A 26,416-nucleotide genomic window follows, 5' to 3' on the forward strand; every position below is an offset into this window, starting at 1 on the left:
CAGCATCCCCCCTTATCCGAAGTATATTTTTATCATTCCCGTCTGTTCCTTTGTTCATAACCATACAAATAATGGCTGCATGAAAAAAGCACCGGCATATCTCCGGTGCGATTTCGTCATAATAACGATAGTAAAATCGCCTTCTGTACGTGAAGCCGATTTCCAGCCTGTTGGAAGACAAACGAATTTGGTCCATCAATCACATCGGCTGTTACTTCTTCATCGCGGTGGGCTGGCAAGCAATGAAGAAACATATAATCAGGTTTTGCATGTTTTGCTAATTCGCAATTGACTTGAAACGGTTGAAACACCGCAAGACGCTGCTCGCTTTCTTGTTCTTGCCCCATGCTCGTCCATACGTCTGTATAAATGATGTCCGCGTTGGTGACCGCTTCGACTGGATCATGCGTGACTGCAACATTCGCTCCTGTTTGTTTTCCAATTTGCATTGCCGCATTTACATACTTCTCTTTTGGCTCATAACCAGCCGGGCAAGCGATCACACAGTCCATGCCAACTTTTGCAGCCGCAATCATAAGCGCGTGTGCGACGTTGTTGCCATCACCGACATAGGCAAGTTTCAATCCTTTTAACGTGTTCTTCACTTCATAAATCGTTAATAAGTCAGCCAGCGCTTGACACGGGTGATCATCATCGGTCAGTCCGTTAATAACCGGAATCGTCGCATATTCAGCGAGCTCCTCCAATGTGCGATGAGCGAATGTGCGAATCATAATCGCATCAACATATTGCGATAATACTCTCGCCGTATCGGCGATCGTTTCTCCTCGTCCAAGCTGCAAATCATTGCTATTTAAATAAAGCGCACTACCACCGAGCTGGGTCATTCCCACCTCAAATGATACTCTCGTGCGGGTGGATGGTTTTTCAAAAATCATCGCTAACGTTTTTCCAACAAGCGGAGTATACAATTGTCCGGCAAGCTGTTTTTGCTTTAATTCCTTGGCAAGTGTCAACAAATAATGAATATCTTCTGTTGAAATGTCCATTAATGTTAAAAAATCTTTTCCTTTTAATGAAACGACTGTTTTCATACAATCACCGCTTTCTCGATTTGTTTTTTCTTTTCAAGCCATTCTTGAATGGATAAAACAGAAAACTTTTTCACACCGACCGCTTGTAAAAAGAGACAGAACGTTTCGATTTCTGTAAACGTCATAATTTGCCGGGACAACGCAAGCATTCTATATTGGCTGTTTCCGTCTTTTTGCAAATCTAAAAACGCTAACGCTTCCTTTCGTTTTATCCATTCGGAAAACGGTATGTCGGAAACAATGATTAATTGTTTTTCCTTTATAATTTGAAGAAGTTCATCGCTTATTTCACCGTTCACATAAATTTCTCGTGCTTTATGTTTTTTTGCTAAATACGAATAAAACGCCTTTGCCGCCGCTTCTTCCATTGTTTTTGCAATGCTGATTCCTTCTCCCGTCGACTTCATTTCTGGTCCAACAAGCGGATCGACTCCCGGCAATTTATATGTCGAAAATACCGGATATTTTAAAACAATATATGGCAAGCTCGCCAAACGCTGCTGTTTTTCGTCAACGACATCGCTTAAACATTTCCCAAGCAATAATTTTGTCGCAATTTGCGCGAGCGGTATGCCTGTTGCCTTGCTGACGATCGGAACGGTCCGGCTTGCGCGCGGGTTCACTTCCAATACGTATACCTGACCGTTGGCAATGACATATTGAATATTCATAATGCCTTTAAATTGTAATTTCTTTACAATTTTTTTGGCGTACGTAATGATTTTGGATTGTTCTTCATCCGTAATCGTTTGCGCTGGCAGCATTGCATAGCTGTCTCCTGAATGTACTCCAGCCTTTTCCACATGTTCGATAATCGTCGGAAGTAAAATATCGTTTCCATCCGCAACAACATCGACTTCTGCTTCTTTTCCGTCTAAATATGCATCGATCAGCACAGGGTACGTAATTATTCGCTGCTCTAGCAGCGCGCATAATTGTTGTTCATTTTTCACAATGAACATTCCTCTGCCGCCAATGACATAAGAAGGACGAAGCAATATCGGATAACCGATTTTTTTGGCGTTCGAAATAAGTTCTTCTTCGTTATTTGCCATCATTCCCGGTACGTGTGGAATGTCCAATTCTTCTAATAGCTGATAAAAACGATCACGATCTTCAAGCTGGTCAATCACATCATAAGTGACGCCGAGAAGAGTGATATTCGCTTCTTCGAGCCCTTTCACGAGATTAATTGCCGTCTGTCCTCCGAACTGAACAATGACTTTTTTAATCTGTTCCGCTTCTATCACATTCAGCACTTCTTCTAAAGTAAGCGGCTCGAAATAAAGACGGTCAGCCACAGCAAAATCAGTGCTAACGGTTTCCGGATTATTGTTCATCAATACCGTTTCATATCCTTCTTCTTGAAGTGCGTACACGCTGTGAACAGAGCTGTAATCAAACTCGATTCCTTGCCCGATTCGAATCGGTCCTGCGCCAATAATCAATACTTTCTCTTTATCGCTTTTTTTCCGTTCATCTTCGCCGAAATATGTCGAATAGTAATAATCCGTTTCTGAATGGAATTCCGCCGCGCACGTATCGACCATTTTATATGCCGGAACGATGCCAAGTTGTTTTCGCTTTTCTCTTACGTCTTTTTCCTTCACGTTCCATACTTCCGCTAAAAACGCATCAGAAAAACCTTTTTCTTTCAACAGACGGAACGTCGCTTCATCAATATGTTCTAAGCTCGTTTCTTTCGCTTTCTTTTCTAATTCGATCAACTGATAAAACGAATGCAAAAAGAAACGGTCGATTTTTGTTAATTCATATACGGTATTGATCGTTTCTCCGCGACGGAACAATTCGAGAATCGCAAAAAAGCGGCGATCATCTTTTCGAACAAGCAGTTGTTTGAGCTCATCATCTGTATGGGAAGCAAGTTCTGGTAAATACAATCCGTTATTCGCACCTTCTAATGAGTAAACCGCTTTTTGAAACGCTCGTTCCATGTTGCGGTCAATCGCCATCACTTCTCCCGTCGCTTTCATTTGCGTGCCAAGCTGGCGATCGCCGAAAGGAAATTTATCAAACGGCAAGCGCGGAAATTTTACAACGACATAATCGAGTGCTGGTTCAAAGCTTGCGTACGTCGTTTTCGTTACTGGATTAAGAAGTTCTGCCAACGTATAGCCGACTGCTAATTTCGCGGCTATGCGTGCGATCGGGTATCCCGTTGCTTTCGATGCAAGCGCCGATGAACGGCTGACACGCGGATTTACTTCAATTAAATAATATCGTTTGCTAAATGGGTCTAGCGCGAACTGAATGTTGCATCCTCCAATGATACCGAGCGCCGAAATAATTTTGATGGCTGAAGATCGCAACATTTGGTATTCCTCGTCCGTCAACGTTTGCGATGGAGCAACAACGATAGAGTCACCGGTATGGATGCCGACAGGATCGACGTTTTCCATATTGCAAACAGTAATGCACGTATTCGTATGGTCGCGCATTACTTCATATTCAATTTCCTTATATCCAGCTACGCTTCGTTCAATAAGACATTGCGTAATTGGACTTTCCGCGAGTCCTTTTTCGACTAAATCAATAAATTGTTCCATCGTTTCTGCGATTCCCCCGCCCGTTCCTCCGAGTGTATAGGCGGGGCGAATAATGATCGGAAATCCGATTTTTTCGGCAAAAGCGACCGCTTCATCGACACTCGTAATAATTTCACTCTCCGGAACTGGTTCGCCTAATTCATACATGAGCGCGCGAAACGCTTCGCGGTCCTCTCCTCTTTTAATCGCTTCAATCGGAGTTCCGAGCAGCTTCACCCCATATTTTTCTAAAATTCCTTCTTCATGAAGCTGAAATGCTAAGTTTAGTCCCGTCTGTCCCCCAAATGTCGCCAGCAGCCCGTCTGGTCGCTCTTTCGCGATAATCGCCTCCACGCTATCCACCGTCAACGGCTCAAAGTACACGGCATCGGCATGAACTTCGTCTGTCATAATCGTTGCCGGATTGTTATTCACTAAAATAACGCGGTACCCTTCTTCTTTTAAGGCGATACACGCTTGCGTGCCGGAATAGTCAAACTCCGCCGCCTGTCCGATGACAATCGGACCGGATCCGATGATTAAAATCGATTGCAGCGATGTATCTTTAGGCATATACTTTCTCTCCTTTTACTACCGTTTGCAAAAACTCGTCAAAAATATGGTTCGTATCGCTAGGACCTGGATGCGCCTCCGGATGATATTGCACCGATAAAATTGGTTTGTGGCGGTGTACTATTCCTTCGACGGAACCGTCATTGACGTTTGTAAATCGGATATTAAACGGGGTGTTGGCTAAACTTTCTTTCTTAACCACATAACTATGATTTTGTGATGTCATAAACACTTTTTGTTTTACCGTATCATACACAGGCTGATTTGCTCCCCGATGGCCGAAGCGAAGTTTTTCCGTGTCTGCGCCGTATGAAAGCGCCACTAACTGATGACCTAGACAAATCGCTAACGTTGGATAATGGTCAATAATTTGGCGAATGTTTGCTAACTGCTTGGAAAGTTGTTTTGGATCTCCTGGACCATTGGACAATACGATTCCATCCGGCTTTATTGATTCGATCATTTCAAATGAAGTATGGTATGGAACGACGGTAACCTTGCATCCCCGCGCTACCAATGACTGCAAAATCGATTTTTTGTAACCAAAATCGATTAATACAAGATGAGGCCCGCCGCTTCCGTATGTTTCGATTTGCGCAGTCGACACGTCATGAACAGGAAACGGGTTTTCATGAAATGCCGCCGTGTTGCACGACGGTGAAACAGTAAGTTGTGCCATCATCGTCCCTTCATTGCGAATTTCCTTTACTAATGCACGCGTATCAACATGGGAAAGCAACGGAATATTCCATTGCTGCAAGTATTCCTTTAAGCTGTATTTCGCTTCGTAATGATATCCTTTGCTGCTCGCTTCATATACAATAACCGCCTGTACATGCGGGCGCTTGCTTTCAAAATCATCTGCGTTAATTCCGTAATTTCCGATTAACGGGTACGTAAACACGATGATTTGATTCTTATAAGAAGGATCTGTTAATACTTCTTGATACCCGGTCATGCCGGTAAAAAAAACGATTTCTCCGCTCACTTCTCCATTTGGAAGCGGCGATTCCAACTGTCCGACAAATGTCTTTCCGTTTGCTAAATGCAAATATGCTTCCATGAATGACACCTCATGCTCGAATTTTTATTTAATATCCTTATCTTTATTTATATCATAGAATTTTTATTCACCTATTAAGGATAAAGACGCAGCTATCGACTACTTCGTAGCTGCGATTTTTGCTTTCTGTATTGTTTGTTTGATAATGCCTACCGCTTGATCTAATTCTTCTTTTGAAACGACTAGCGGCGGCAATAGCCGAATCACATTCGGACCAGCTGTTAATACAAGCAGTCCATTTTCGTGAATAAATGGGATTAGTTTCGTAATGTCCTCATCACATTCAATGCCAACTAATAACCCAAGTCCCCGAACTTCTTTTACTAGCGAAAATTCGCTTAATGCCTCTTGAAGCTTCGTTAAGAAATACGTTCCTTTTTCTTGTACGTCTTGTAAAAAGTCAGGCTGAAAAATCGTTTGCAACGTCGCTTTTGCGGCTGCCATCGCGATTGGATTGCCGCCAAATGTCGAGCCGTGAACCCCCGCGGTAAACGTATCTTTCAAAAACGCTTTGCCAATCATCGCACCAACTGGAATGCCGCTTCCTAACCCTTTCGCACTTGTAATAATATCCGGTTCGATATCAAAATATTGATAGGCAAATGGTTTGCCAGTGCGGCCGATGCCGGTTTGCACTTCATCGACAATCAATAGCGCGCCGTATTGCTTGCAAAGCTCAGCTATTTTTTGCAAAAACTCTTTATCGGCCGGTCTGACTCCACCTTCTCCTTGAACAATTTCCACCATTACCGCCGCAACATCTTCGTTCATTTCGTTTTCCAGTGTTTCGATATCATTAAACGGCAAATGGATAAATTGTGGTAAAAGCGGGCCAAACCCTTTGTATACTTTTTCTTGTCCTGTGGCCGACATCGTCGCAAACGTCCGTCCATGAAACGATTGCTTAAATGTAATGACTTTATGTCGCCCCGTATGTTTGCGCGCTAATTTTAATGCCGCTTCGTTCGCTTCCGCGCCGCTATTGCAGAAAAACACATAATCGCCACAGCTATTTGCCACAAGAAGTTCTGCTACCTCTTCCTGAAGCGGAATGGTAAATAAATTAGAAACATGCCAAAACCGCTCAAGCTGTTCTTCGATCGCTTTCTGCACCGCAGGATGACGATGGCCAAGATTACAGACGGCGATCCCGGAAACAAAATCCAAATACTGTTTTCCGTTTATATCGGTAACTGTCGTCCCTTCCGCTGATTGTATACAAATATTCCAACGGTTATATGTCGGAAATAACGCTCCCATTAATAGACCCCCACTTCGTTTCGAATCGTCGTTCCATGCAATTGCCCTTTTTCATAAAATGGTGTTTTCCCGCTTACGATCATCACTTCATGAAGCGATTCCGATAACGCGGCAATCGCTGCTTTTACTTTCGGAATCATTCCTCCTGTAATAATCCCTTCATTCATCATCCGTTCAATCACATCGATCGTTGCCTGTTCAACGATAGAACCGTTTCGCAAAATCCCCGGAACGTCCGTCACAAATAGCAATTGCGCCGCCTTGATCGCTTTCGCTACCGCCCCCGCTGCTGTATCGGCGTTAATATTATATTTTTGGCCATCCTTATCCGCACCGATCGGTGAAATGATCGGAATGTAACGTGATTTTAATAACTGATGAACAAAATCGGCATTGACATTGACGACTTCCCCAACGTATCCGAGCTTCGCTAAATCGATTGGCGCCGCTTGCAATAAACAGGCGTCTACACCGGAAACGCCCACGGCAGGCAGCCCATACTGCCGCAGCAATGCCACAAGCTGCTTATTTACCTTTCCTGCTAAAACCATTTCTGCTACTTCTAGTACTTCTTTTGTCGTCTTGCGCAAACCGTTCACAAATTCACTCGGCACGTTTAGCCGTTTTAGCATTTGTCCGATTTCCGGTCCGCCGCCGTGAACGAGAACAATGTTCATACCTTGTGCGTACATCTCTTGTAAACTTGTAAAAAACGACGACGACAGATCACTTAACACGCTTCCTCCACATTTGATGACAATCGTCTTTCCCATCTCCCTCTCCCCTTATTACGTGCGATAACTCGCATTAATTTTCACATAATCGTACGTTAAGTCACAGCCCCAAGCAACTCCTGTTCCGTTGCCGAGATGAAGATCTACTTCAATGATAATCTCATCATTTTGCAAGTAGACGCTCGCTTCCTCTTCGGAAAATGGCTGCGGTTCGCTTCCTTTTAGCATGATAATCGGTCCCATCGAAATATCGACATTGTCCGGATTCACCATTGCATCTGCGTATCCAATCGCACAGATAATTCTTCCCCAGTTTGCGTCAGCACCATAGACCGCCGTTTTTACTAAATTAGAGCCAACGATTTGTTTGGCGATTTTTTTCGCATCCTCGTCCGTTTTCGCCCCATTTACGCGCACTTCAATGAGCTTCGTTGCCCCTTCGCCATCTTTGGCGATTTGTTTCGCTAAATCCTCACATGTTTTTTTCAGCGCTTCATAAAAGTTTTCCCAGTCTGGATGATCCGGCGTTAATTCCTTATTTCCGGCAAGTCCGCTCGCCATAACGATTACCATATCGTTCGTGGACGTATCTCCATCTACCGTAATTTGATTGAAGGATACATCCGTAATTGAACGAAGCGCTTCTTGCAATACTGGCGAAGAAATATTGGCATCGGTCGTCACAAACGCGAGCATGGTTGCCATATTCGGATGAATCATTCCAGAACCTTTCGCCGCGCCGCCGATCGTTACCGTTTTTCCGTCAATCGTTGTCTGATAACAAGCCTTTTTCATGACCGTATCGGTCGTTAAAATCGCTGTTTGAAACGCCTCCGCATTTTCCGGCAAGTCGCCTGGCTCTAATTTTTTCATTCCTTCCCGAATTTTCTCCATCGGCATAAATTCACCGATCACACCAGTGGAGGCGACCGCAACAAGATGCGGGGCAATGCTGAACTGTTGTGCGCATAATTCTCTCATTTCATACGCATCTTTTAATCCTCTTTCTCCTGTACACGCATTCGCGCATGCGCTATTGACGACTACCGCCTGCAATTTTTGCTCGGCCGCGATGCTTTGTTGCGTTACTTTCAGCGGGGCGGCTTGAAAATGGTTTTGTGTATAAACCGCGGCACAAGATGCTGGCACATCGCATACGATAACGCCCAAATCTTTTTTCGCATAACGCAAACCGGCATGCACGCCTGCCGCTTTAAATCCTTTTGGAGTTACGACCGTTCCTTCCGCAATATAAGAAATTTTCGTCCCATGCTTTTCTTGCTTTGCGATCACCATCGTTTGATCTCCTTCCTTATGGATAAATCGGTGCTAACATAAGCCCGCTTTCTTCATCCCAGCCCATCATCACGTTCAAGTTTTGAATCGCCTGTCCTGCCGCTCCTTTGACAAGATTGTCGATGACGGAAACAACGGTAACTCTTCCCGTACGTTCGTCATAAGCAACTCCGATATCGCAATAGTTGGAGCCATACACTTCTTTTGTGGCTGGGAATTGTCCAGGCTTGCGAACGCGGACAAATTTCGAATCTTCATAACTTGTTTTATATAAATCTAGCAATGTCTCTAACGACAGCTCTTTCTTTGCTTTCGCATAAATCGTTGCCATAATTCCCCTTGTCATCGGAATTAAATGTGTGCTAAACGTAATCGGCTGAATGCGTTCATTCCAAGCTTTTAGCATTTGTTCGATTTCTGGAATATGTTGGTGAGAATTTACTTTGTAAATTTTGACATTTTCATTGACTTCTGAAAAATGGGTATTCAGCGAAGCTTTCCGTCCTGCTCCCGACACCCCGGATTTTGCGTCAACAATAATAGAATCTTCTTCAATTAACCGTTCTTTGACAAGCGGGGCTAAACCGAGCAGCGTAGCGGTCGGATAGCATCCCGGATTGGAAAGAAGCTGCGCCTTTTGAATGTCCTCTTTATTCCATTCCGTTAATCCGTATACCGCCTGTTGCAAATAGTGATCGGAAGCTGTTTGTCGCTTATACCACATTTCATATACTGATCTATCTTTCAAGCGAAAATCGCCGGATAAATCAATCACTTTAACTCCTTTATCAATCAACGTTGGTGCAAGTGTGCTAGAAACGCCTGGCGGAGTAGCAAAAAAGACGACCTCGCATTCATTTGCCATTTGTTCGACATCGATTTTCTGAAGAATCGCTCCCTCTATTTCGCCAACATGCGGGAAGCTTTCGGAAAAATGGATGCCGTCTTGTGAAGAAGAATAAAGCGAACAGTGATGAACATGTGGATGATGTTGTAAAAATCTTAATAATTCTACACCGCCATACCCGGTCGCACCAATGATTGCAATATTCATGACAAGCCTCCTTGAACGAATTATCTTTCATGTAATTACCATTATAATACTGTATAAAAATAAAATCAAATGTATATTTAATTATTTTCTAAATATTTTTTAATCGTTTTTATAACTATTTCCGCAAAACACAATATTTGTTTCATGGAAAAAAAGTGTATTATATTCGGACACCTGTATATCATCGGACACACTAAATAAAAAAACGAGGTGCGTTCACTTACGCACCTCGTTTTTATGAGTAAAGAACGATCATGGCAATAAGAAAATAAGCGGCGTTGGCAATTTCTAATATTCCTAGCTTCATAATCGGCAACGATTTTCCATATAAATAAACGGCTCGAACAACACTTGGCACATAGGCAAGAACAAATAACGGGCGCCCGATGACAACGAGCGCGATCATTAATATTCCATGGTATCCCCATGACAACCATTTATACATCGGGTTTTTCTTTTCGCGAATCATTGTTTTTACGTAAAAGGTACTTCCGAGGAAAAAGAGAAAACAAAAAGCAGCTAGTTCAAACGCTTCTATCGTTAATGTCCCGCGCCCCACATAAAAGCTGACAAGGCCAGCAACACAAAAAACAATGATTGCCGCAACATCATTCCAAAAAGCATGTTCCTGCTTCCGTTTGGCATAATAAAGATTAATTAGAAAGAACGGAAGCATCGCCACTCCAAAATAAAGATGGCTCATACCATAAACAAATAGCCAATATCACAGCAGCAATGGCAGTGTAGCGGTAAAATGCCCACATATACTCTTGTGTACGTTTTAATTTTACCGCCATCAACAACGGATATGTCGCCAAGTATAAGAAAAACCATCCTACAAATAACGGCAGATGAAGCCATGTCAATCCACCTGTATACGCGCCTAATACAAACGGAATGATCAGCATTGCCCAAGCGCCATGTTGTTTCGGAACAATCCACTTTTGTTTTTGTCGGTTTTTCATAGATCTCACCCTCCGCTTACCGGTGGGATAAAGGCAACGATATCTCCAGGCTGAAGTGTTTGATCATCTCGGGCATATTCCTCATTCACCGCGATCATCACTTGTCTCAGATCAATGTGATAACGCTTTTCTACTTCCTTCTTTAATTCATTTACCGTTTTGGGAACGTCAGGAAGCACCATACGCTCCTCTCCAACCGCTTCCTGTAAATGCGCAAAAAAGAGCAGGGTAATCATCGTAAATCCTCTCCTTCCGGCTTTCCCGCTGGATACGCCTTCGTCCCTAATTGATTGCCAACCCATTCCGTTCCATCTTCCCAATGTTCTTTTTTCCAAATCGGAACGATTTGTTTAATGCGCTCAATCGCATATCGGTTTGCCTCATACGCGTCGCTGCGGTGCGGCGACGAAACGGCGATGGCGACAGCGATATCGCCGATATCCAGCCTGCCGATTCGGTGCGTAATCGCCACTTTCGTTTCCGGCCATTTTTCGCGAATCTCCTCCCCGATTTGTTCTAGCATTTTTTCCGCCATCGATACATATGCTTCGTATTGTAAAAATAAGGTCCGCTTTCCGTTTGTCCATTCGCGCACTGTTCCCAAGAACGTTGTCACCGCTCCGGCTTCGGGGCGCATCACTTTTTTTACCACATTCTCAATGGAAATCGGCTTGTCCGTAATCATAAAAAGGCGTTCCTTCATTCGTTTTTTCTCACCTCATTCATTAACCAATGTAAATAACTTTCCTCATCATCGATGAAAAATAAAGGATATGGAATGAAAGATAGCCGCGAAGAAGATTCCCACGTAATAACGGCAATAATATTAGACAACTGTGACAGCGAATCCCAATCGTCTTGGTTTCGTAGCATTACAACCTTTTTATATGATTCATGTTTGTATCCTTCGACAAGCACGAAATCAAGCGATAAAAGTTCATATAATGATAAAATTTGCGCTAGCGGCCACGCAGGCTGCCATGCGTGAAGCTCGAGCAAACCGCCGCCTTCCACTGAAACGGCAACTGCTCCCGCCTGCTCGTGGCGCTTTGAATCCGTATAGGAATCGTTTCTTTCAGGATATCCGCCGTGTCCGTGATGTTTCACTGTTCCGACACGATATCCTTCGGCTGCCGCGATTTTTATCCATTTTTCAATAAGCGTCGTTTTTCCGCTATTTTTATAGCCGACCACTTGCCAAACGTTCATATGTCACTTCCTTCCTCATCTTCTAACAGCCATACATCGACGGTATCTCCTCTTTCAAATCCACGTGTCCCTCCAGGCAGCACCATCAGCGCATTCGCTTTTGCCAGCGATGTGACAATATTCGATTTATCCATCCCAACAGGCGACACGGTTAACCGGCCATCTTCGATCGCTGCATAACTTCTAACGAACCGGGTAAACGGATTCGGTTTAGGAAAGTCTGCCATCAACGTTGCCGTCGCTTTCCGTAAATACGGTTTTGGTGAAAATAGCCGCGTCCGCACTACCGGGCGTACAAACAACTCATATCCAACATAGCATGCCGATGGGTTGCCAGATAGACCGAACAACAGTTTTCCATTCAGCTGCGCAACCGTCGTCACGCTTCCCGGACGCATCGCGACTTTATTAAATAACACTTCTGCCCCAAGACGTTCATAAATGGCCGGCAAATAATCGTAATCTCCAACCGAAACGCCGCCCGTTGTGATCAGAAAATCAACTTGTGGCAGCGCCTTTTGTATCTCTGTAAAACATGTATCCACATCATCGGCTAATTTTCCAAAATAAACTGGCTCCGCGCCGCTGCGAACCACTTGCGCCTGAATCATATAGGCGTTGCTGTTGCGAATTTTTCCGGGAACGAGCGGCTCAGATACGTCCAAAAGCTCGCTGCCTGTCGCGAAAATGCCAATTCGCGGTTTTCTAGCGACTTTCACCCGAGCATACCCGAATGTCGCTAACAATGCTTGCACTCCTGGATTAATAAACGTTCCTTTTGGGACGAGCACCTCTCCTTTTTTCGCATCTTCTCCTTGGAACGAAATGTTATCTCCCGGCTGAAAGGGGCGTTTGATCGACATATATGTTTTTCCGTCTCTCTCATATTGTTTCGCTAATTCCAGCATGACAACCGCATCGCATCCATCTGGAATTTGCGCCCCCGTCATAATGCGCACCGCTTGAAATGGTTGAACGGTCTTCGACGCTACTTGTCCCGCCCCAATCGTTTCAATCACTTCAAATTCTACGGGATTGTCAAGCTTTGCTTTTGCGGAATCAACAGCGCGTATCGCAAAACCGTCATATGGTGACCGGTCAAACGGCGGAACGTCATGGTCAGCGCGCAATTCTTCCGCCAAATACCGTCCATATGCCTCTTCTAATGAAACCGTTTCTACTTCTCCTGTTCCTGCATACTTCATAACTTTTTGGATTGCCTCTGTTACTGGAATAAGAGTTCGTCTTTCTTCCATGATTTTATCCCTCTTCCTGTATATTGATTTCCATTTATGCATCCTTGTTCCAAATGTATTGATATTATCAATCTTTCCCTTTATTTTTTCAATTATATAAGTTAAACTTGAAAGTCCTGTCTCTTGCAGAAGAATAAGTTTGTGATTCATCTTGTGTTCTATTGTACGGAAACGGAAAAAGTCCATTTGTGAGATTAATCACATTTTCTCACTTCCTTTGCAGTTCAACATGATTTGTTCAAAATCTATTCATAAATATATGTGTGATATGCATCACGACATAGAAATAGAAAAGGAAATATACTTGGATTGTAATGATTTATAAAAAGTGGGGGGCCGATCATGGAAAAACGGTTTACAGAACAATCGATCATCGGTGATATCGTAGCACAGTTTCCAAAAGCAAGCGATATTTTCAAAGCATACAAAATTGATTTTTGCTGCGGTGGGCAGCGTCCGTTAAAAGAAGCGATACAAGAACGAAACTTAGACGGCAAAGCAATATTAGAACAATTAAATACTCTTTATGCGCAATCGCTTGAAAAAGATGAAAAAAATTGGTCGGAAGCTTCTTATAGTGAACTGATCGACCATATTATCCAAAAACATCACCGTTACTTGTCGGAAGAATTGCCTAATCTTAGCCCTTACGTAACAAAAGTGCTTCGCGTTCATGGGGCGCATCACCCGCATCTAGCACAAATTCATAAGTTGTTTAACGAGCTGAAAACAGAACTCGAGCAGCATACGATCAAAGAAGAAACTCATGCTTTCCCGCTTATTTTACAATTTGAAGAAACTCCGACTCCAGAAAACAGAGAAACGATGAAACAAGCAATTCGCGAACTTATCAATGAGCATGATGTTGCTGGCGATATCATCAAAACGATTCGTGAGATTACAAATGACTTCACCCCGCCAGAAGATGCATGCCGGACGTACCGTCTTGTCTACAACCGATTAGAAGCACTAGAAGAAGATTTATTGGAACATATCCATTTGGAAAATAACATTTTATTTCCGCGTGTTCTTCATGAAACAGAAGCATCCCAATAAACAACAACCGGACTGCTCCACATAACGAGCAAGTCCGGTTTGTTTATCCGCCAATATAAGACATTTCAATTTTTTTCCGCGTTTTTGCTGTTTGCTCCGTCCGTTCATCCGAGTAGCGGTCTGTCCGCATGTTCCATGTCGATGCAATCATTTTCTTTATTTCTTCTTTATCGGCCCCGGAACGCAGTTTTTCTTTTAACGAAACGCCGCTTGCAGCAAACAAGCACGTATACAGCGTGCCATCGGCGGAAATGCGCGCCCGGGTGCAGCTGCGGCAAAACGATTCGGTCACCGAAGCGATAAAGCCGACTTCCACGTTCGTGCCAACATATCGGTAGCGGCTTGCCACCTCGCCGAAGTAGGCTTTTTCCACCGGCTCAAGCGGATGCATTTGCTGCAGGCGTTCATACATTTCTTTTTTCGTTACCACATGGGAAAAATCCCATCCGTTTGTCGTGCCAACGTCCATATATTCAATAAAGCGGAGGGTAATGCCTCGTTCTTTAAAATAGTTCGCCATCGGAATGAGTTGCGAGTCGTTCATTCCCTTTTTGACGACCATGTTCACTTTGACGCCCAGCCCGGCTTCCCGAGCTGCTTCAATCCCTTTTAACACCGGTTTGACCCCGACGCCAACCCCGTTCATCTTTTTAAATACTTCGTCATCTAACGCGTCCAGGCTGACATTGACGCGCTTTAGCCCCGCTTCTTTCAAACGTTTTGCCCATTTCACTAAATGAATCCCATTCGTAGTAAGAGCGATATCGCGAATGCCGGAAATGTGCGCCAGCCGTTCTACTAATAAGTCTAAGTCGCGTCTTAACAGTGGTTCTCCCCCGGTGATGCGAATTTTTTCCACCCCAAGTTCCGCAAAACTTTCCGCAAGCAGCACCATTTCCTTGATTGTTAATAATTCGTCTTCACGCAAAAAGCGGAAATTCGGGCCGAATATTTCTGCCGGCATGCAATATACGCATCGGAAATTGCACTGGTCTGTTACTGAAATGCGCAAATCGCGAAGCGGACGGTTCCATTGGTCGACAATCACCGATTGACATTTTCCCATACCGCCTCCTCCTTTCAATTGAACTTAAAGTTTGTCGCACATAATTAACCATGTAAATACCGCTGTTTTTTCCAAACAAAACAAAAAACCAATGACCGATGGCGGAAACACTAGTGGAAGCCTCAGCACCGTTTCTATTACGATTTTCCCTTTAAACCGGCGGCATGCCGTGCCATCCATTTCGCGATAACGGTTCCAAGGAGAACCACAATGACTCTGGAAATGAATGTCGTTTTTATCGACAATAAAATCCAGTTATGTTAAAAACCTCTTTCAACAACACTATGACATTTTCCCATTTACTATACAAGAAAGATAAGAGAAATGTTGTGACGTTACTCACATTTTAACATAACAATCATGAAAACGGTTTCAAAAAATATTTTGTGACATCATTGTGACAATGATCACAAATACAACAAAATGTGATTTTCTTCACAACAAAACCAACCCCTTGTTTCCTACAATGGAAGTAACAACAAACCATTGAGGTGAAAAAAATGCTTGCAGCAAAAACGTTGCACAACCATGATCGCTTTGGCCATTTGCGTGAATTACTCCGTTCTGCGAAACATACAGTCAAAATACGAAAAGGAACATTTTTATTCCAAGAAGGAATGGATGCTGATGAACTATATCTTATTCTTTCAGGTAAAGTGCAAATGAGCAAAATTTGCGCTGACGGAAAAGAGATGTGTTTCCGCATCTGCGGCTCTGGGGAAATTATCGGCGAGCTAACATTGTTTACAACAGACCCTCGCTATTTGTTAACAGCAAAAGTAATCGAAGATGGTGAAGTGGCAGTCATTAAAAAAGATGATTTAGAACGAGAGCTCCTCACCAATCCTTCACTTACTTATGAATATATGCAATGGGTCAGCATGCATGCGCGTCGGACACAAACGAAATTTCGCGATTTAATTATGCACGGCAAAAAAGGAGCGCTCTATTCCACGCTCATCCGCATGTGCAACAGCTATGGCGTTACGCTTGATAACGGCAGCATTCTAATTGACCTAACACTGAAAAATCAAGATTTAGCCAACTTTTGCGGCACCACCCGCGAAAGCGTCAACCGCATGTTAAACGTGTTAAAGCAGCAAGGTGTTCTTTCCATTAAAAAAGGAAAAATTACGATCCATGACCTCGACTATTTAAAGAAGGAAATTCAATGCGAAAACTGTCCGGTGGATATTTGTCGCATTGAATAAAAACACCCCTCCTTTTCGAATGGAAAAGGAGGGTGTTTTTAAATCTTCTTTGCACGCATGCGGCGATATACAACATAATGTCTATTTAAATACGTCAGCGGAACGCTCCAAACATGGACAAGACGGGTAAACGGCCAGATGCCAAACAGCAATAAGGCGGTAATAATATGAATTTGGAATCCTAACGGGGCATCGCTTACCAGTTGGGGCAGCGGCCGAAACGTTAAAATCCCTCGGAACCATGGGCCAATCGTATCGCGATAATCAAACGTTCCTCCCGTAGCAGTATATCCTACTGTATTGGTAAATCCCGTTAAAATGACGATGGTTAACAGAAGCAATGCAAGGAAATCACTTTTGCTGCTGTTGCGGAAAATACGACGAACGCTTAACCTCCGCCATAGCAGCAACAGAACACCGATGACCGTCGCGACCCCAGCTGCGCCGCCGAACCAAACCGCCCCGAAGTGATACATTTCATCCGTAATTCCGATTGTTTCATAAAATGGTTTTGGCATCAGTATCCCAGCTACGTGCCCGAAAAAAACAAATATAATTCCCCAATGAAAAAGAATACTTCCCCATCGCAACCGTCTGCTTTCAAGAAACTCACTTGATTTTGCCGACCAGCCAAATTGGTCTGTATTATAACGGTAAATATGACCAACGACAAATAATGTAAGCATGAGATACGGATAAATTACCCAAAGAAATTGATCAAGTAAACTCATCGTGCGTCCTCCATTCATGTTCATATTGTTAAGAGGCTTTTTTCTCCTTTAAAAATGAAACGATTCCGGTTACACAGCCATCCATGACAAGATAATACGGATTATTCGCTAATTTTAGTTCCTCTGCAATTTTATCAATGGTTGTTTTATGAATAAGAAGCATCTTCTTTGCATGCTCTTCGGGAGCGACAGACGCAAATTCTAAAACAACTGGCAAATAGTCTGGCAGCTCCTCGTCCAATAGATCAAAACCGGCGTTGCGAAACTCCTCTTTTAGTTTTAAAAAGGCTTGGCCGCGCTCTTTCTGATCGCCAAATAGATGATAAGTTAAATACATTGTGGTTTTATCGTTAAAATCAAACGTATTCACATATGTTTCGCATAACGTCTCTATTTCGTTTGTTTTTAAGTAGTCCAGAAACTGCATAAACAGTTTCCGGACACTTTCGTTGCTTAGCAAAGAAATTTCATGGAATAATTGTTCATCACTGATCCACTCTTGTTTCGGGTACTGCAGCAAAATCGAGGCGATTTTAAAAATTTTCCGGTTCTCTTCCATCGATATCACTCCAATAAAATTGATGAAAGTTTTCCGCGTCATATCCCGAACAGCCGGAACAAGATTCCATAAATTCATAACCGACTGCTCCTTGTCCGTAAAACATATTATCTGCCTTCTCGCGATGTGAAGAAGGAATCACATAGCGGTCGGAATATTTCGCAACAGCGGAAAGCTTGTACATTTCTTTCACCGTATGTTCATCCATTCCCACTTTATCCAATATGCTCTTATCCGGTTCTTTCCCCAGGTTCACGGTACGCATATAACTTCGCATCGCCACCATTTTTTTCAACACCGTGCGAATCACTTCCGTATCTCCTGCTGCAAGCAAGTTCGCCAAATATTCAATCGGAATGCGCATTTGATCAATCGCTGGAAAAATGACGTGAGCATTAATGTCGTCCAATCCGCCGTCAAATGCTCCCATGATTGGGCTTAGCGGCGGAATATACCAAACCATTGGCAATGTGCGATACTCAGGATGAAGCGGAAGCGCAATTTTTTGTTCCACCGCCAATTTATAAACCGGGGAGCGCTGTGCCGCTTCAATCCAATCATCGGTATATCCTGCTTCACGCGCCGCTTCAATCACTTCCGGATCATACGGATTAAGAAATACATCTAAGTGGGCTTGATATAAATCTTTTTCATCCTTAACCGAGGCAGCAGCCTCCACTTTATCTAAGTCATAAAAAACAATGCCGATATAGCGGAGACGCCCGACGCATGTTTCTGAGCAGATCGTTGGCTGACCGGTCTCAATGCGCGGAAAGCAAAACGTGCATTTTTCCGCTTTATGTGTTTTCCAATTAAAATACACTTTTTTATACGGACAGCCTGTCATACAAAAACGCCAGCTTCGGCACGCATCCTGATCAACGAGCACAATTCCGTCTTCATCCCGTTTATAAATCGCACCCGATGGACAGGAGGAAACGCATGGCGGGTTTAAGCAATGCTCGCAAATGCGCGGCAAATACATCATAAACGTTTGCTCAAATTCGAACTTCACTTTCTCTTCAATGCCTTTTATATTTGGATCGCTTTTTCCTGTCTCAAATACTCCTGCCAAGTCATCTTCCCAGTTCGGCCCCCACTTAATTTCCATATATTCACCAGTGAGCTGCGACTTTGGTCTGGCAACGGGCTGATGTTGTTTTTCCGGGCTGTTAATCAAATTTTCATAATCATATGTCCAAGGCTCGTAATAATCGTCAATCGGGGTGATATCCGGATTATAGAAAATATTTAACAGTTTGTTTACCCGGCCGCCGGCACGCAGCTCGAGCTTCCCGTCTTTGAGCACCCAGCCGCCTTTACGCAAATCTTGATTTTCCCACTCTTTCGGGTAGCCGATTCCCGGTTTTGTTTCTACGTTATTCCACCACATGTACTCCGCTCCGGGACGATTCGTCCACGTGTTATTGCATGTAATGCTGCACGTATGGCAGCCGATGCATTTATCTAAATTCATCACCATCCCAAATTGCGCCTTAATCCTCAAGCCAGTTCACTTCCTCTTTTTCAAGTTTGCGAATGATGACTTGTTCATCCCGCTGGTTTCCTGTCGGCCCATAATAGTTAAAGCCATAGCTTAATTGCGCATAGCCGCCAATCATTTGCGTCGGTTTTACATGAATGCGCGTCGGGCTGTTAAACGTGCCGCCGCGAAGTTTGCTGATTGGCGAACCTGGAACATTAATATAACGGTCTTGCACATGATACATAAACGCAACTCCACGCGGAAGCCGGTGGCTGACAACCGCCCGTGCAACGACAACACCGTTGCGGTTATACATTTCAATCCAATCGTTATCGGCAATGCCTGCTTCCTCTGCGTCGTCTTTATTCATCCATACATGCGGTCCGCCGCGAAACATCGTTAACATCGGGAGCGTATCTCCATATGTGCTGTGATACGACCACTTAAAGTGCGGCGTTAAATAGCGGAGCGCAATTTCTTTGCCGCTTACCTTCGGACGATGGTCCTTTTCGTAGAAAGCCAGTTTTCGCAATGGTGCTTTAAACGTCGGCAATTCTTCTCCAAACTCCAGCATTAATTCATGGTCAAGGTAAAAATGTTGCCTTCCCGTTAACGTCCGCCATGGAATGAGCCGCTCGACATTGGTCGTAAACGGGGAGTACCGCCGGTTTCCTGTTTCGCTCCCGCTAAATACAGGAGTAGTTAACACTTGGCGCGGCTGTGATGTAATCGCTTGGAACGTAATGTGCTCTTCCGCCCGTTCTTCCACTAAATCTTTTAGCTTTTGCATCGTCTTTCTTTCCATCTCTTCCCAAGCTTTCAGCGCCAGCGAACCGTTTGTCGCGCTCGATAACGCCAATATCGCCTCCGCAGCGTCACGGTCGGTCAACAGGCTTGGACAATCTTTATACGGCCCTGTCAGCGAGGAAGAACCGGCCGTATCAAGCAGCCATTTGTATTCTTCATTGGCGTTCCAGCTGAGCCCTTTCGCTCCGATTTGTTCACGAACCATCGGGCCGAGCGCCACAAATTTGTTGTACACTTCAGCATAATCCCGTTCCACGATGTGAAGGCGCGGAAAATTCACTCCTGGAACCGGGTCGCTCGCTCCGTCTTTCCAATCGTTCACGATTCCAAACGGCTGGACGATTTCATCTCGTGTATCATGCAAAAGCGGCGTTGCCACGACATCTTTGATTGGAGCGGAAAAATAGTGTTTCGCCATTTCCGAAAATGTTTTCGCTAGTCCTTTAAAGAAATCCCAATCCGATTTCGCTTCCCACGGCGGGGCAATCGCTGGATTAAACGGATGCACAAACGGATGCATATCGGTGCTGCTTATATCATATTTTTCATACCAGGTGGCTGCCGGAAGGACGATATCGGAATACAGCCCCGTTCCATTCATGCGAAAATCGATGTTTACCATTAAATCGAGCTTTCCTTCGGGTGCATCCTCATCCCAAACGATTTCGCTCGTCTTTAGCCCATCGTTTTGTCCGCTTAAATTTGCGTGATGTGTCCCTAACAAATGTTTTAAAAAATATTCATGGCCTTTTGCCGAGCTGCCGATCAAATTGGCGCGCCAAACAAACATCACTCTCGGAAAGTTGATTGGGTCGGACGGATTTTCGATCGCAAACGTTAAATTTCCTTGTTTTATTTCATTGACCACATATTGAATCGCTTCTTCTTTTGTCTTTGCGTTTGCCTTTTCCACTAACGTGATGCTGTTTGCGTTAAATTGCGGATAAGATGGGAGCCACCCTAAACGAACCGCTAAATAGTTATAGTCGCCGCCATGCTGATAACGCGGCTGATCAAACAACGGAGAAATATGTTCGTCCATCTTTTGATCTTCGTATTTCCACTGCTCTGTTACAAAATAGAAAAACGATGTTCCGTTTTGCAGACGCGGCGGTCCTCCCCAGTCGCGCGCCATCGCAATCGTCTGCCAGCCTTCCAGCGGCCGCACTTTTTCCTGTCCGACATAATGCGCCCATCCACCACCATTTACTCCTTGCGAACCCGTTAACAAAACAAGGTTTAAAATCGCACGGTAGATGGCATCGGAATGATACCAATGGTTGATGCCCGAGCCCATGACAATCATCGAACGACCTTTCGAATCGATCGCGTTTTGCGCAAATTCGCGCGCGATTTGCGCCGCCGTGTTTCGATCAATGCCAGTAATCGCTTCCTGCCATGCCGGCGTATAGGGTTTCGGATCATTATAATCGACAGGATAATCACCTGGCAGTCCGCGGGAAACACCGGTTTTGGCCAGCAATAAATCAAAAACGGTCGTTACATACAGCGTATCTCCGTTTTTCTTGATTGCTTTTACAGGAACGCCGCGTTCTAGCACCGATTTTTTCTCTACTTCAAAATGCGGAATTTTAATCGTAACAATATCATCTTCTTTTCCTAAAAACGTTAATGCCGGATCGAGGCCAATTCGTTTATTGTCCATGTCATCGAGCTGCAAATTCCAATTCCCGTTATTTTCCCACCGATGCCCAATCGTTCCGTTTGGCACGGCAAAAGTCTGCGACTTTTCATCCCATACGACCGTCTTCCATTGTGCGTAACGTAGCGGCATGCCAATGTCGCTTGCCCGTAAAAAGCGGTCTGCCGCATAATGATCTCCATGTTTTTTAAGCATGACTAAAAACGGCAAATCCGTATACCTTTTCACATAATTTGTAAAGTAATCTATTTGCCGATCGACATAAAATTCTTTTAAAATGACGTGCGTCATGGCCATCGCCAGCGCCCCGTCCATTCCCGGCTGAATTGGAAGCCAGTTGTCGGCAAATTTGACAAACTCCGCATAATCCGGGCTCACAGCGACCACTTTCGTTCCCCGGTAGCGCGCCTCTACGTAAAAATGGGCATCCGGAGTGCGCGTCTGCGGCAAGTTTGATCCCCACACGATCATGTAGCTCGAATTAAACCAATCAGAACTTTCCGGAACATCCGTCTGTTCGCCCCATATTTGCGGGGAAGCAGGCGGAAGATCGGCATACCAATCATAAAAACTAAGCATCGCTCCGCCGATTAAATTTATAAATCTCGCACCGGCGGCATAGCTTACCATCGACATCGCCGGGATAGGTGAAAAACCGAAAATACGGTCTGGTCCATACTTTTGAATCGTATAAATAAGCGAAGCCGCAATCATTGTGTTGACTTCATTCCAATTCGCGCGGATAAATCCGCCTTTTCCGCGTGCGCTTTTATACCGTTTTGCCTTCTCGCGATCTTCCACGATCGATTTCCATGCGGAAACAGGGTCTCCTTCTTTTTTTAATGCTTCTCTCCATAGCTTTAAAAGCGCTCCGCGCACATACGGATAGCGGACTCTTAGCGGGCTGTATGTATACCATGAAAAACTTGCTCCTCTTGGGCAGCCGCGCGGTTCGTATTCCGGCATATCTGGTCCGGTTGTCGGATAGTCGGTCTGCTGTGTTTCCCAAGCAATAATGCCGTCTTTCACATGCACCCTCCAACTGCAGGAACCAGTACAATTCACTCCATGGGTTGTGCGAACTACTTTGTCATGCTGCCAACGACGGCGGTACACTTTTTCCGAGTCGCGACCATACGGTGATACCTCGGCATGGCCAGCGTTTTTTTCGGATTTGCCAAAATACTTTAGCTTTTTTAGCAGCGGTGAAGGTTTCTTATTCATGTCAGCATGAAGCTCCTTCCTTTGCTTTATTGGCTAAAATAAAAATTTTTCTTCGTCGTCACTATGCATACGGTTAATATGCAAAAGCGCGTGAAATCGAGTGAATACCTCTTTATCAATTCGTTGCGCTAATAATTGTTTTACTTCTTCAATCAAATATCTCATTAAGTCATGGTCACGCTTTAACATCGCCACTTTTTCAAACAAATTGTGGTCTTCCTCTACTTTTTCTCGATAAAATCCTTCTTCTTCCGCCTGCGCATGGGCAATGACTCTCTTTTCCCAATGCTCCACAAGCGCATCAGCAACCTCGCCAAGATGCTCCTGACGCCCATCGTTATATAGCTTCTCAAGCAGCTCAGTCAGATGTTTCGCCTCGGCAAATGCCCCTTCATGAATGGAACGATGCGCCTCTAATTTCCGTAAAGATGGACCGCCCATTTCACCACCTCTTTCCCCTGCTTAAATAAATTAAACCTCTATTAGCATATGTTTCCTATCTGTTCCGTTTATTATTCAAAAAATAAAAAAGGAGAGTTTTCATCTAACGAGTTCGGTTGTTGTCAACAGTATCCAAGATGTTGAACCCGATTATCAATTTCATAAAGATGGATGTATTGTGGAAGATTGTACGCCTTTTAACGAACCAAAGGCATTCTATAAACGTGGAAAAAGCACAGGTGAATCACAAAGATGGCAATGTAAGACGTGCAAGAAGTTAATATATTACCTAACCGTAAGCAATCTATCACATACAATCAAAAACGAAGTGATATTCTTCTTTGGTTTACAAAGTTATTGTTAAGTCGGGTTCCGATTACCAGAACTTGCGAACTTTTGGAAATTGGGAGAGGTACCTATTACGAATTTGTTTATCGAAGATGTTTGGAGTTTTTGGAACGGCACGAAACAAAACCGCTTCAAAATATGCAGTTTAAAGAAATGTGGCTCAATAGATAAAATGACTTATTTCCTCAACAATGTTCGGAAAAAAGGAATGGGTGGCAGCCAGTATGACGATTTAAAGTCAATTCCCAACCAATGTGGTGATTACTGCCGATGTATTCTCAAGGTATGTGTTCCGAAGTGATGTGGCATTTGATTGGGATATTTCATTGAGGGATATTGCCCTTGATACCGTTCTTTTAAAAGAAAACCCCCTAAATGAATTTGCTAAGAAACACGCTCGCATTCCGAAATATTCTCATTATCCGATGCCTACATCTAAAAATGACACACAAACTTATGTCGAGTATCAAGCCGAATTAGATAAAATTGAACGCAGAGCCAAGTATATTGATGGATTACACATAACTTATACAACGATTGCTCATTATTGGCTCATTAAACAACTTGTAAAGGCTTCAGAATGGCGTTTTGTGACGGATAAAGACAATTCATTGATGACTTCCCTTTGAAAGGGATTTGATATTTTATAAGACCAAATCACCACGCGATTTGGTTTTTTATTTTTGTTGAAATATCAATATTTTTTGACGAAATCCTTTTTAAGGATTTTGGTATTTTATGTTAAACTAAATATATAGATTAATCAGAAAATTAACAAAAGTAAAATGAACCCACGAGGGGGGAGTGTATGAAAAAGTTTTTAATTACATTATTAATATTAATTGCGTTAGGCATTGGGGGTTATTTTGTTATTGGACTATTTAGTGCTAAACCACCTTTACCAACCATAACTGTTGGAGAAAAAAAGGTAGAAGTGACACAAGGTTCGTATTGTTGGAATGGATTACTTAATTCTGTTTGTATTGATACAAGTTCTCCGCCAGAACTCATTAAAAATCAAGAACTAAAACCTGTGGTTATACCACCAAATTCCCAATTGAAAATAGAATTCAAAGACGAGCCTAAAGAAAATACATTAGTAGTAAATAGATGGCTTACAAATGAAAAAACAGAAAATGTTCCAATAAATGATAATGTGATACTATTACCAAAAGAAAAAGGTGTATATGTGTATGATGTTTCAGCAAGATGGGAAAAGGGAGATTCAAGTTATGCCTTTGTAATTGAAGTGCGGTAGTAACCTTTTAGTAACAGTCTTAATTGAACAAGTCAATATAATTTTAGTTTAAAACGCTTGGAATAAGCCCAAGCGTTTTAATATGCCTTTTACTTTGTTAAATGTGGTTCGAATTTTGTGCTAATTACGCTGTTATTTGTACTGTTTTTTGATTTTGTACTTCTGAACCGAACCCGTTAGTTTTCATCTCTCCTTTTTAATGTTGTGTGATGCACATCACTTATCTTTTTCTATAATCCTTTACAATAGATGAAGGAGCTCTCTTGTAGCGGCATGCCGTTTCTCGTTTGGCAGAACGGGAAACGGTTAGTGTCCGCTTGTTTCTGTACCGTCATCTTCACCGGTCTCCGTTACTTTTAATATCGCTACGGCTCCTTTTTGCGCGTGGTTGAATTGGTGCGTAACGATCGGATACGTTCCCGGGCGTGTGACGGTAAATTCAACGACCGCGCCGCCGCTAGCCGGAAGCATCACTGTCTGCAAACCTTTTAGATGGTTGTTTGGATTACCGTCGATATACACATCATCCAAAACGGTTCCAACGACATGGAATGAGCTGACTTCGTTTGGACCAACGTTAAGGATGTAAATTCTAACTTTGTCGCCGACTTTGGCAACGAGCGGCTTCTCTTTTAGCGTAAATGTATCTCCGTTCGTATTTCGATCGCCTGCTTTTAACGCTTTTGTCGAAAAAACAACATAGCTTGGTACCCCGTTTTGGAAATCATCCATATCATTATACTTGTACCACTCGTTTTGGATTAAGACAAATTCGCGGTCCACTTCTTTATCGGTTGGATAGCTGTTTTTCGGCTTGACGATAATCATGCCGTGCATGCCATTGGCAATGTGGGCGAGCACCGGCTTCGTGCCGCAATGGTACATAAATACGCCTGGGTTATTCGCTGGGTACGTAAACGTTCCGGACTTATTCGGCATGACGTCGGCAAAATCTTTCGACGGCGAAGCGTGGATGGCGTGGAAATCCACGCTATGGGGCAGCAATGGGTCCATATTTTTTAACGTAAAATGGAGCGTATCTCCTTCATTGACGACAATGAGCGGTCCAGGTGCTTGACCGTTGAACGTCCATGCTTTATAGATTTTTCCTTTATCAATTTCGATGTCAGTTACTTGTGCATTCATCTCGATTTTGACATCATGTGGACCGATGCGTTCCATTTTCAATGGAACCGGTTTTTGGTTAAGATCTTTATGGGCAGCGATGACGTTTGAACTTGCGTGATGCTCTGTCTTTACCGTTTCTTTCGTCGCCTCTTTCTCCCCGGCACTTTCGTTTCCACAGGCCGCTAGTAACGCTGCCGTCGCTGCTACCGCCATGAATGCGTGAAGTTTGCCTGCCATGTTTCTCCCTCCATTTTTATCAATCCTTACACTTTAAGAATAGTGCGTTCTGTTTCTCATCCTAGTGATTCGTATCACGTATCATGACCGATGTTTGAATAGTTTGTGAATTACTGAACAATGTTATATATTAACGTTAGAAATCATTTCGGTAGGGAAAATGATGGATTGAGTAATATACGTTTTGTTT

General features: G+C 43.6%; 22 protein-coding genes and 1 pseudogene. 4 read left to right on the forward strand and 19 right to left on the reverse strand.

The window, feature by feature from the left end:
• Positions 1-116: 116 nt before the first annotated feature.
• The 12 genes and pseudogenes from argF to QSJ37_RS07415 all read right to left on the reverse strand — a co-directional run bounded on the left by argF (position 117) and on the right by QSJ37_RS07415 (position 13,011).
• Positions 117-1,055, reverse strand: coding sequence for an ornithine carbamoyltransferase (gene argF / locus QSJ37_RS07360; RefSeq protein WP_285754532.1), 939 nt, complete (start codon positions 1,053-1,055; stop codon positions 117-119).
• Positions 1,052-4,174, reverse strand: a complete 3,123-nt coding sequence (locus tag QSJ37_RS07365; RefSeq protein WP_285754533.1) for a carbamoyl-phosphate synthase (glutamine-hydrolyzing) large subunit — start codon at positions 4,172-4,174, stop codon at positions 1,052-1,054. The genes argF and QSJ37_RS07365 overlap by 4 nt, the downstream gene beginning before the upstream one ends.
• Positions 4,167-5,237: a carbamoyl phosphate synthase small subunit gene (locus QSJ37_RS07370; protein WP_285754534.1), complete on the reverse strand. Its 1,071-nt coding sequence runs from the start codon at positions 5,235-5,237 to the stop codon at positions 4,167-4,169. Before QSJ37_RS07370 ends, QSJ37_RS07365 begins: the two co-directional genes overlap by 8 nt.
• A 99-nt stretch (positions 5,238-5,336) precedes the next feature.
• Positions 5,337-6,497, reverse strand: coding sequence for an acetylornithine transaminase (locus tag QSJ37_RS07375; protein ID WP_285754535.1), 1,161 nt, complete (start codon positions 6,495-6,497; stop codon positions 5,337-5,339).
• Complete coding sequence (argB, locus tag QSJ37_RS07380) at positions 6,497-7,270, reverse strand: acetylglutamate kinase (protein ID WP_285754536.1); 774 nt, start codon at positions 7,268-7,270, stop codon at positions 6,497-6,499. The genes QSJ37_RS07375 and argB overlap by 1 nt, the downstream gene beginning before the upstream one ends.
• Before the next feature lie 15 nt (positions 7,271-7,285).
• On the reverse strand, positions 7,286-8,527 hold the full coding sequence (gene argJ / locus QSJ37_RS07385; protein WP_285754537.1) for a bifunctional ornithine acetyltransferase/N-acetylglutamate synthase: 1,242 nt from the start codon (positions 8,525-8,527) through the stop codon (positions 7,286-7,288).
• A 16-nt stretch (positions 8,528-8,543) separates the two neighbouring features.
• On the reverse strand, positions 8,544-9,581 hold the full coding sequence (argC, locus tag QSJ37_RS07390) for an N-acetyl-gamma-glutamyl-phosphate reductase (protein WP_062753769.1): 1,038 nt from the start codon (positions 9,579-9,581) through the stop codon (positions 8,544-8,546).
• Between the two features lie 235 nt (positions 9,582-9,816).
• Positions 9,817-10,546: pseudogene (locus QSJ37_RS07395) on the reverse strand (YwiC-like family protein).
• 5 nt (positions 10,547-10,551) lie between these two features.
• Positions 10,552-10,782: a molybdopterin converting factor subunit 1 gene (gene moaD / locus QSJ37_RS07400; RefSeq protein ID WP_285754538.1), complete on the reverse strand. Its 231-nt coding sequence runs from the start codon at positions 10,780-10,782 to the stop codon at positions 10,552-10,554.
• Positions 10,779-11,249 (reverse strand): molybdenum cofactor biosynthesis protein MoaE, encoded by a 471-nt coding sequence (locus QSJ37_RS07405; RefSeq protein ID WP_285754539.1) that lies wholly within the window; start codon positions 11,247-11,249, stop codon positions 10,779-10,781. Before QSJ37_RS07405 ends, moaD begins: the two co-directional genes overlap by 4 nt.
• On the reverse strand, positions 11,246-11,755 hold the full coding sequence (gene mobB / locus QSJ37_RS07410; RefSeq protein ID WP_285754540.1) for a molybdopterin-guanine dinucleotide biosynthesis protein B: 510 nt from the start codon (positions 11,753-11,755) through the stop codon (positions 11,246-11,248). Before mobB ends, QSJ37_RS07405 begins: the two co-directional genes overlap by 4 nt.
• Positions 11,752-13,011, reverse strand: a complete 1,260-nt coding sequence (locus QSJ37_RS07415; RefSeq protein ID WP_285754541.1) for a molybdopterin molybdotransferase MoeA — start codon at positions 13,009-13,011, stop codon at positions 11,752-11,754. The genes mobB and QSJ37_RS07415 overlap by 4 nt, the downstream gene beginning before the upstream one ends.
• Positions 13,012-13,353: 342 nt before the next feature.
• Here QSJ37_RS07415 and ric point away from each other — a divergent pair, with 342 nt between their 5' ends.
• The gene (ric, locus tag QSJ37_RS07420) at positions 13,354-14,067 is read left to right on the forward strand and encodes an iron-sulfur cluster repair di-iron protein (protein ID WP_285754542.1); all 714 of its coding nucleotides are present in this window, start codon (positions 13,354-13,356) and stop codon (positions 14,065-14,067) included.
• A gap of 43 nt (positions 14,068-14,110) precedes the next feature.
• Here ric and moaA read toward each other — a convergent pair whose 3' ends face one another.
• Positions 14,111-15,133 carry a GTP 3',8-cyclase MoaA gene (gene moaA, locus QSJ37_RS07425; protein ID WP_285754543.1) on the reverse strand — a complete coding sequence of 341 codons (1,023 nt, stop codon included), beginning with the start codon at positions 15,131-15,133 and terminating at the stop codon, positions 14,111-14,113.
• Between the two features lie 500 nt (positions 15,134-15,633).
• Here moaA and QSJ37_RS07430 point away from each other — a divergent pair, with 500 nt between their 5' ends.
• A complete protein-coding gene (locus tag QSJ37_RS07430; RefSeq protein WP_285754544.1) occupies positions 15,634-16,344 on the forward strand; it encodes a Crp/Fnr family transcriptional regulator in 711 nt (236 codons plus the stop codon).
• A 38-nt stretch (positions 16,345-16,382) separates the two neighbouring features.
• Here QSJ37_RS07430 and narI read toward each other — a convergent pair whose 3' ends face one another.
• The 5 genes from narI to QSJ37_RS07455 are packed head-to-tail and all read right to left on the reverse strand — an operon-like array spanning position 16,383 to position 23,255.
• Positions 16,383-17,075: a respiratory nitrate reductase subunit gamma gene (gene narI, locus QSJ37_RS07435; protein WP_285754545.1), complete on the reverse strand. Its 693-nt coding sequence runs from the start codon at positions 17,073-17,075 to the stop codon at positions 16,383-16,385.
• A gap of 28 nt (positions 17,076-17,103) precedes the next feature.
• On the reverse strand, positions 17,104-17,634 hold the full coding sequence (narJ, locus tag QSJ37_RS07440; RefSeq protein WP_285754546.1) for a nitrate reductase molybdenum cofactor assembly chaperone: 531 nt from the start codon (positions 17,632-17,634) through the stop codon (positions 17,104-17,106).
• Positions 17,609-19,141 (reverse strand): nitrate reductase subunit beta, encoded by a 1,533-nt coding sequence (narH, locus tag QSJ37_RS07445; RefSeq protein WP_285754547.1) that lies wholly within the window; start codon positions 19,139-19,141, stop codon positions 17,609-17,611. Before narH ends, narJ begins: the two co-directional genes overlap by 26 nt.
• A complete protein-coding gene (locus QSJ37_RS07450) occupies positions 19,131-22,814 on the reverse strand; it encodes a nitrate reductase subunit alpha (RefSeq protein ID WP_285754548.1) in 3,684 nt (1,227 codons plus the stop codon). The genes narH and QSJ37_RS07450 overlap by 11 nt, the downstream gene beginning before the upstream one ends.
• Before the next feature lie 33 nt (positions 22,815-22,847).
• Positions 22,848-23,255, reverse strand: coding sequence for a hemerythrin domain-containing protein (locus QSJ37_RS07455; RefSeq protein WP_285754549.1), 408 nt, complete (start codon positions 23,253-23,255; stop codon positions 22,848-22,850).
• Positions 23,256-23,905: 650 nt separating this feature from the next.
• Here QSJ37_RS07455 and QSJ37_RS07460 point away from each other — a divergent pair.
• Positions 23,906-24,232 (forward strand): hypothetical protein, encoded by a 327-nt coding sequence (locus tag QSJ37_RS07460; RefSeq protein ID WP_285754550.1) that lies wholly within the window; start codon positions 23,906-23,908, stop codon positions 24,230-24,232.
• Between the two features lie 179 nt (positions 24,233-24,411).
• Positions 24,412-24,861 carry a hypothetical protein gene (locus QSJ37_RS07465; protein WP_062753789.1) on the forward strand — a complete coding sequence of 150 codons (450 nt, stop codon included), beginning with the start codon at positions 24,412-24,414 and terminating at the stop codon, positions 24,859-24,861.
• A 306-nt stretch (positions 24,862-25,167) separates the two neighbouring features.
• Here QSJ37_RS07465 and QSJ37_RS07470 read toward each other — a convergent pair whose 3' ends face one another.
• Positions 25,168-26,226, reverse strand: coding sequence for a multicopper oxidase domain-containing protein (locus QSJ37_RS07470; protein ID WP_285754551.1), 1,059 nt, complete (start codon positions 26,224-26,226; stop codon positions 25,168-25,170).
• Positions 26,227-26,416 lie beyond the last annotated feature (190 nt).

Origin of the sequence: Parageobacillus sp. G301, assembly GCF_030268025.1 — a bacterium.
GTDB classification, from domain to species: Bacteria; Bacillota; Bacilli; order Bacillales; family Anoxybacillaceae; genus Parageobacillus_B; species Parageobacillus_B toebii.

Excerpts from the sequence above, each read along its gene's own strand:
- QSJ37_RS07465 (WP_062753789.1), top strand. The coding sequence starts at position 24,412 with ATGAAAAAGTTTTTAATTACATTATTAATATTAATTGCGTTAGGCATT.
- narJ (WP_285754546.1), bottom strand. The coding sequence starts at position 17,634 with ATGGAAGAGAACCGGAAAATTTTTAAAATCGCCTCGATTTTGCTGCAG.
- argB (WP_285754536.1), bottom strand. The coding sequence starts at position 7,270 with ATGGGAAAGACGATTGTCATCAAATGTGGAGGAAGCGTGTTAAGTGAT.
- QSJ37_RS07455 (WP_285754549.1), bottom strand. The coding sequence starts at position 23,255 with ATGGGCGGTCCATCTTTACGGAAATTAGAGGCGCATCGTTCCATTCAT.
- mobB (WP_285754540.1), bottom strand. The coding sequence starts at position 11,755 with ATGAACGTTTGGCAAGTGGTCGGCTATAAAAATAGCGGAAAAACGACG.
- QSJ37_RS07365 (WP_285754533.1), bottom strand. The coding sequence starts at position 4,174 with ATGCCTAAAGATACATCGCTGCAATCGATTTTAATCATCGGATCCGGT.
- QSJ37_RS07450 (WP_285754548.1), bottom strand. The coding sequence starts at position 22,814 with ATGAATAAGAAACCTTCACCGCTGCTAAAAAAGCTAAAGTATTTTGGC.
- QSJ37_RS07415 (WP_285754541.1), bottom strand. The coding sequence starts at position 13,011 with ATGGAAGAAAGACGAACTCTTATTCCAGTAACAGAGGCAATCCAAAAA.
- argC (WP_062753769.1), bottom strand. The coding sequence starts at position 9,581 with ATGAATATTGCAATCATTGGTGCGACCGGGTATGGCGGTGTAGAATTA.
- QSJ37_RS07405 (WP_285754539.1), bottom strand. The coding sequence starts at position 11,249 with ATGAAGGAACGCCTTTTTATGATTACGGACAAGCCGATTTCCATTGAG.
- QSJ37_RS07370 (WP_285754534.1), bottom strand. The coding sequence starts at position 5,237 with ATGGAAGCATATTTGCATTTAGCAAACGGAAAGACATTTGTCGGACAG.
- moaA (WP_285754543.1), bottom strand. The coding sequence starts at position 15,133 with ATGGGAAAATGTCAATCGGTGATTGTCGACCAATGGAACCGTCCGCTT.
- QSJ37_RS07470 (WP_285754551.1), bottom strand. The coding sequence starts at position 26,226 with ATGGCAGGCAAACTTCACGCATTCATGGCGGTAGCAGCGACGGCAGCG.
- narI (WP_285754545.1), bottom strand. The coding sequence starts at position 17,075 with ATGAGTTTACTTGATCAATTTCTTTGGGTAATTTATCCGTATCTCATG.
- ric (WP_285754542.1), top strand. The coding sequence starts at position 13,354 with ATGGAAAAACGGTTTACAGAACAATCGATCATCGGTGATATCGTAGCA.
- argF (WP_285754532.1), bottom strand. The coding sequence starts at position 1,055 with ATGAAAACAGTCGTTTCATTAAAAGGAAAAGATTTTTTAACATTAATG.
- QSJ37_RS07430 (WP_285754544.1), top strand. The coding sequence starts at position 15,634 with ATGCTTGCAGCAAAAACGTTGCACAACCATGATCGCTTTGGCCATTTG.
- moaD (WP_285754538.1), bottom strand. The coding sequence starts at position 10,782 with ATGATTACCCTGCTCTTTTTTGCGCATTTACAGGAAGCGGTTGGAGAG.
- argJ (WP_285754537.1), bottom strand. The coding sequence starts at position 8,527 with ATGGTGATCGCAAAGCAAGAAAAGCATGGGACGAAAATTTCTTATATT.
- QSJ37_RS07375 (WP_285754535.1), bottom strand. The coding sequence starts at position 6,497 with ATGGGAGCGTTATTTCCGACATATAACCGTTGGAATATTTGTATACAA.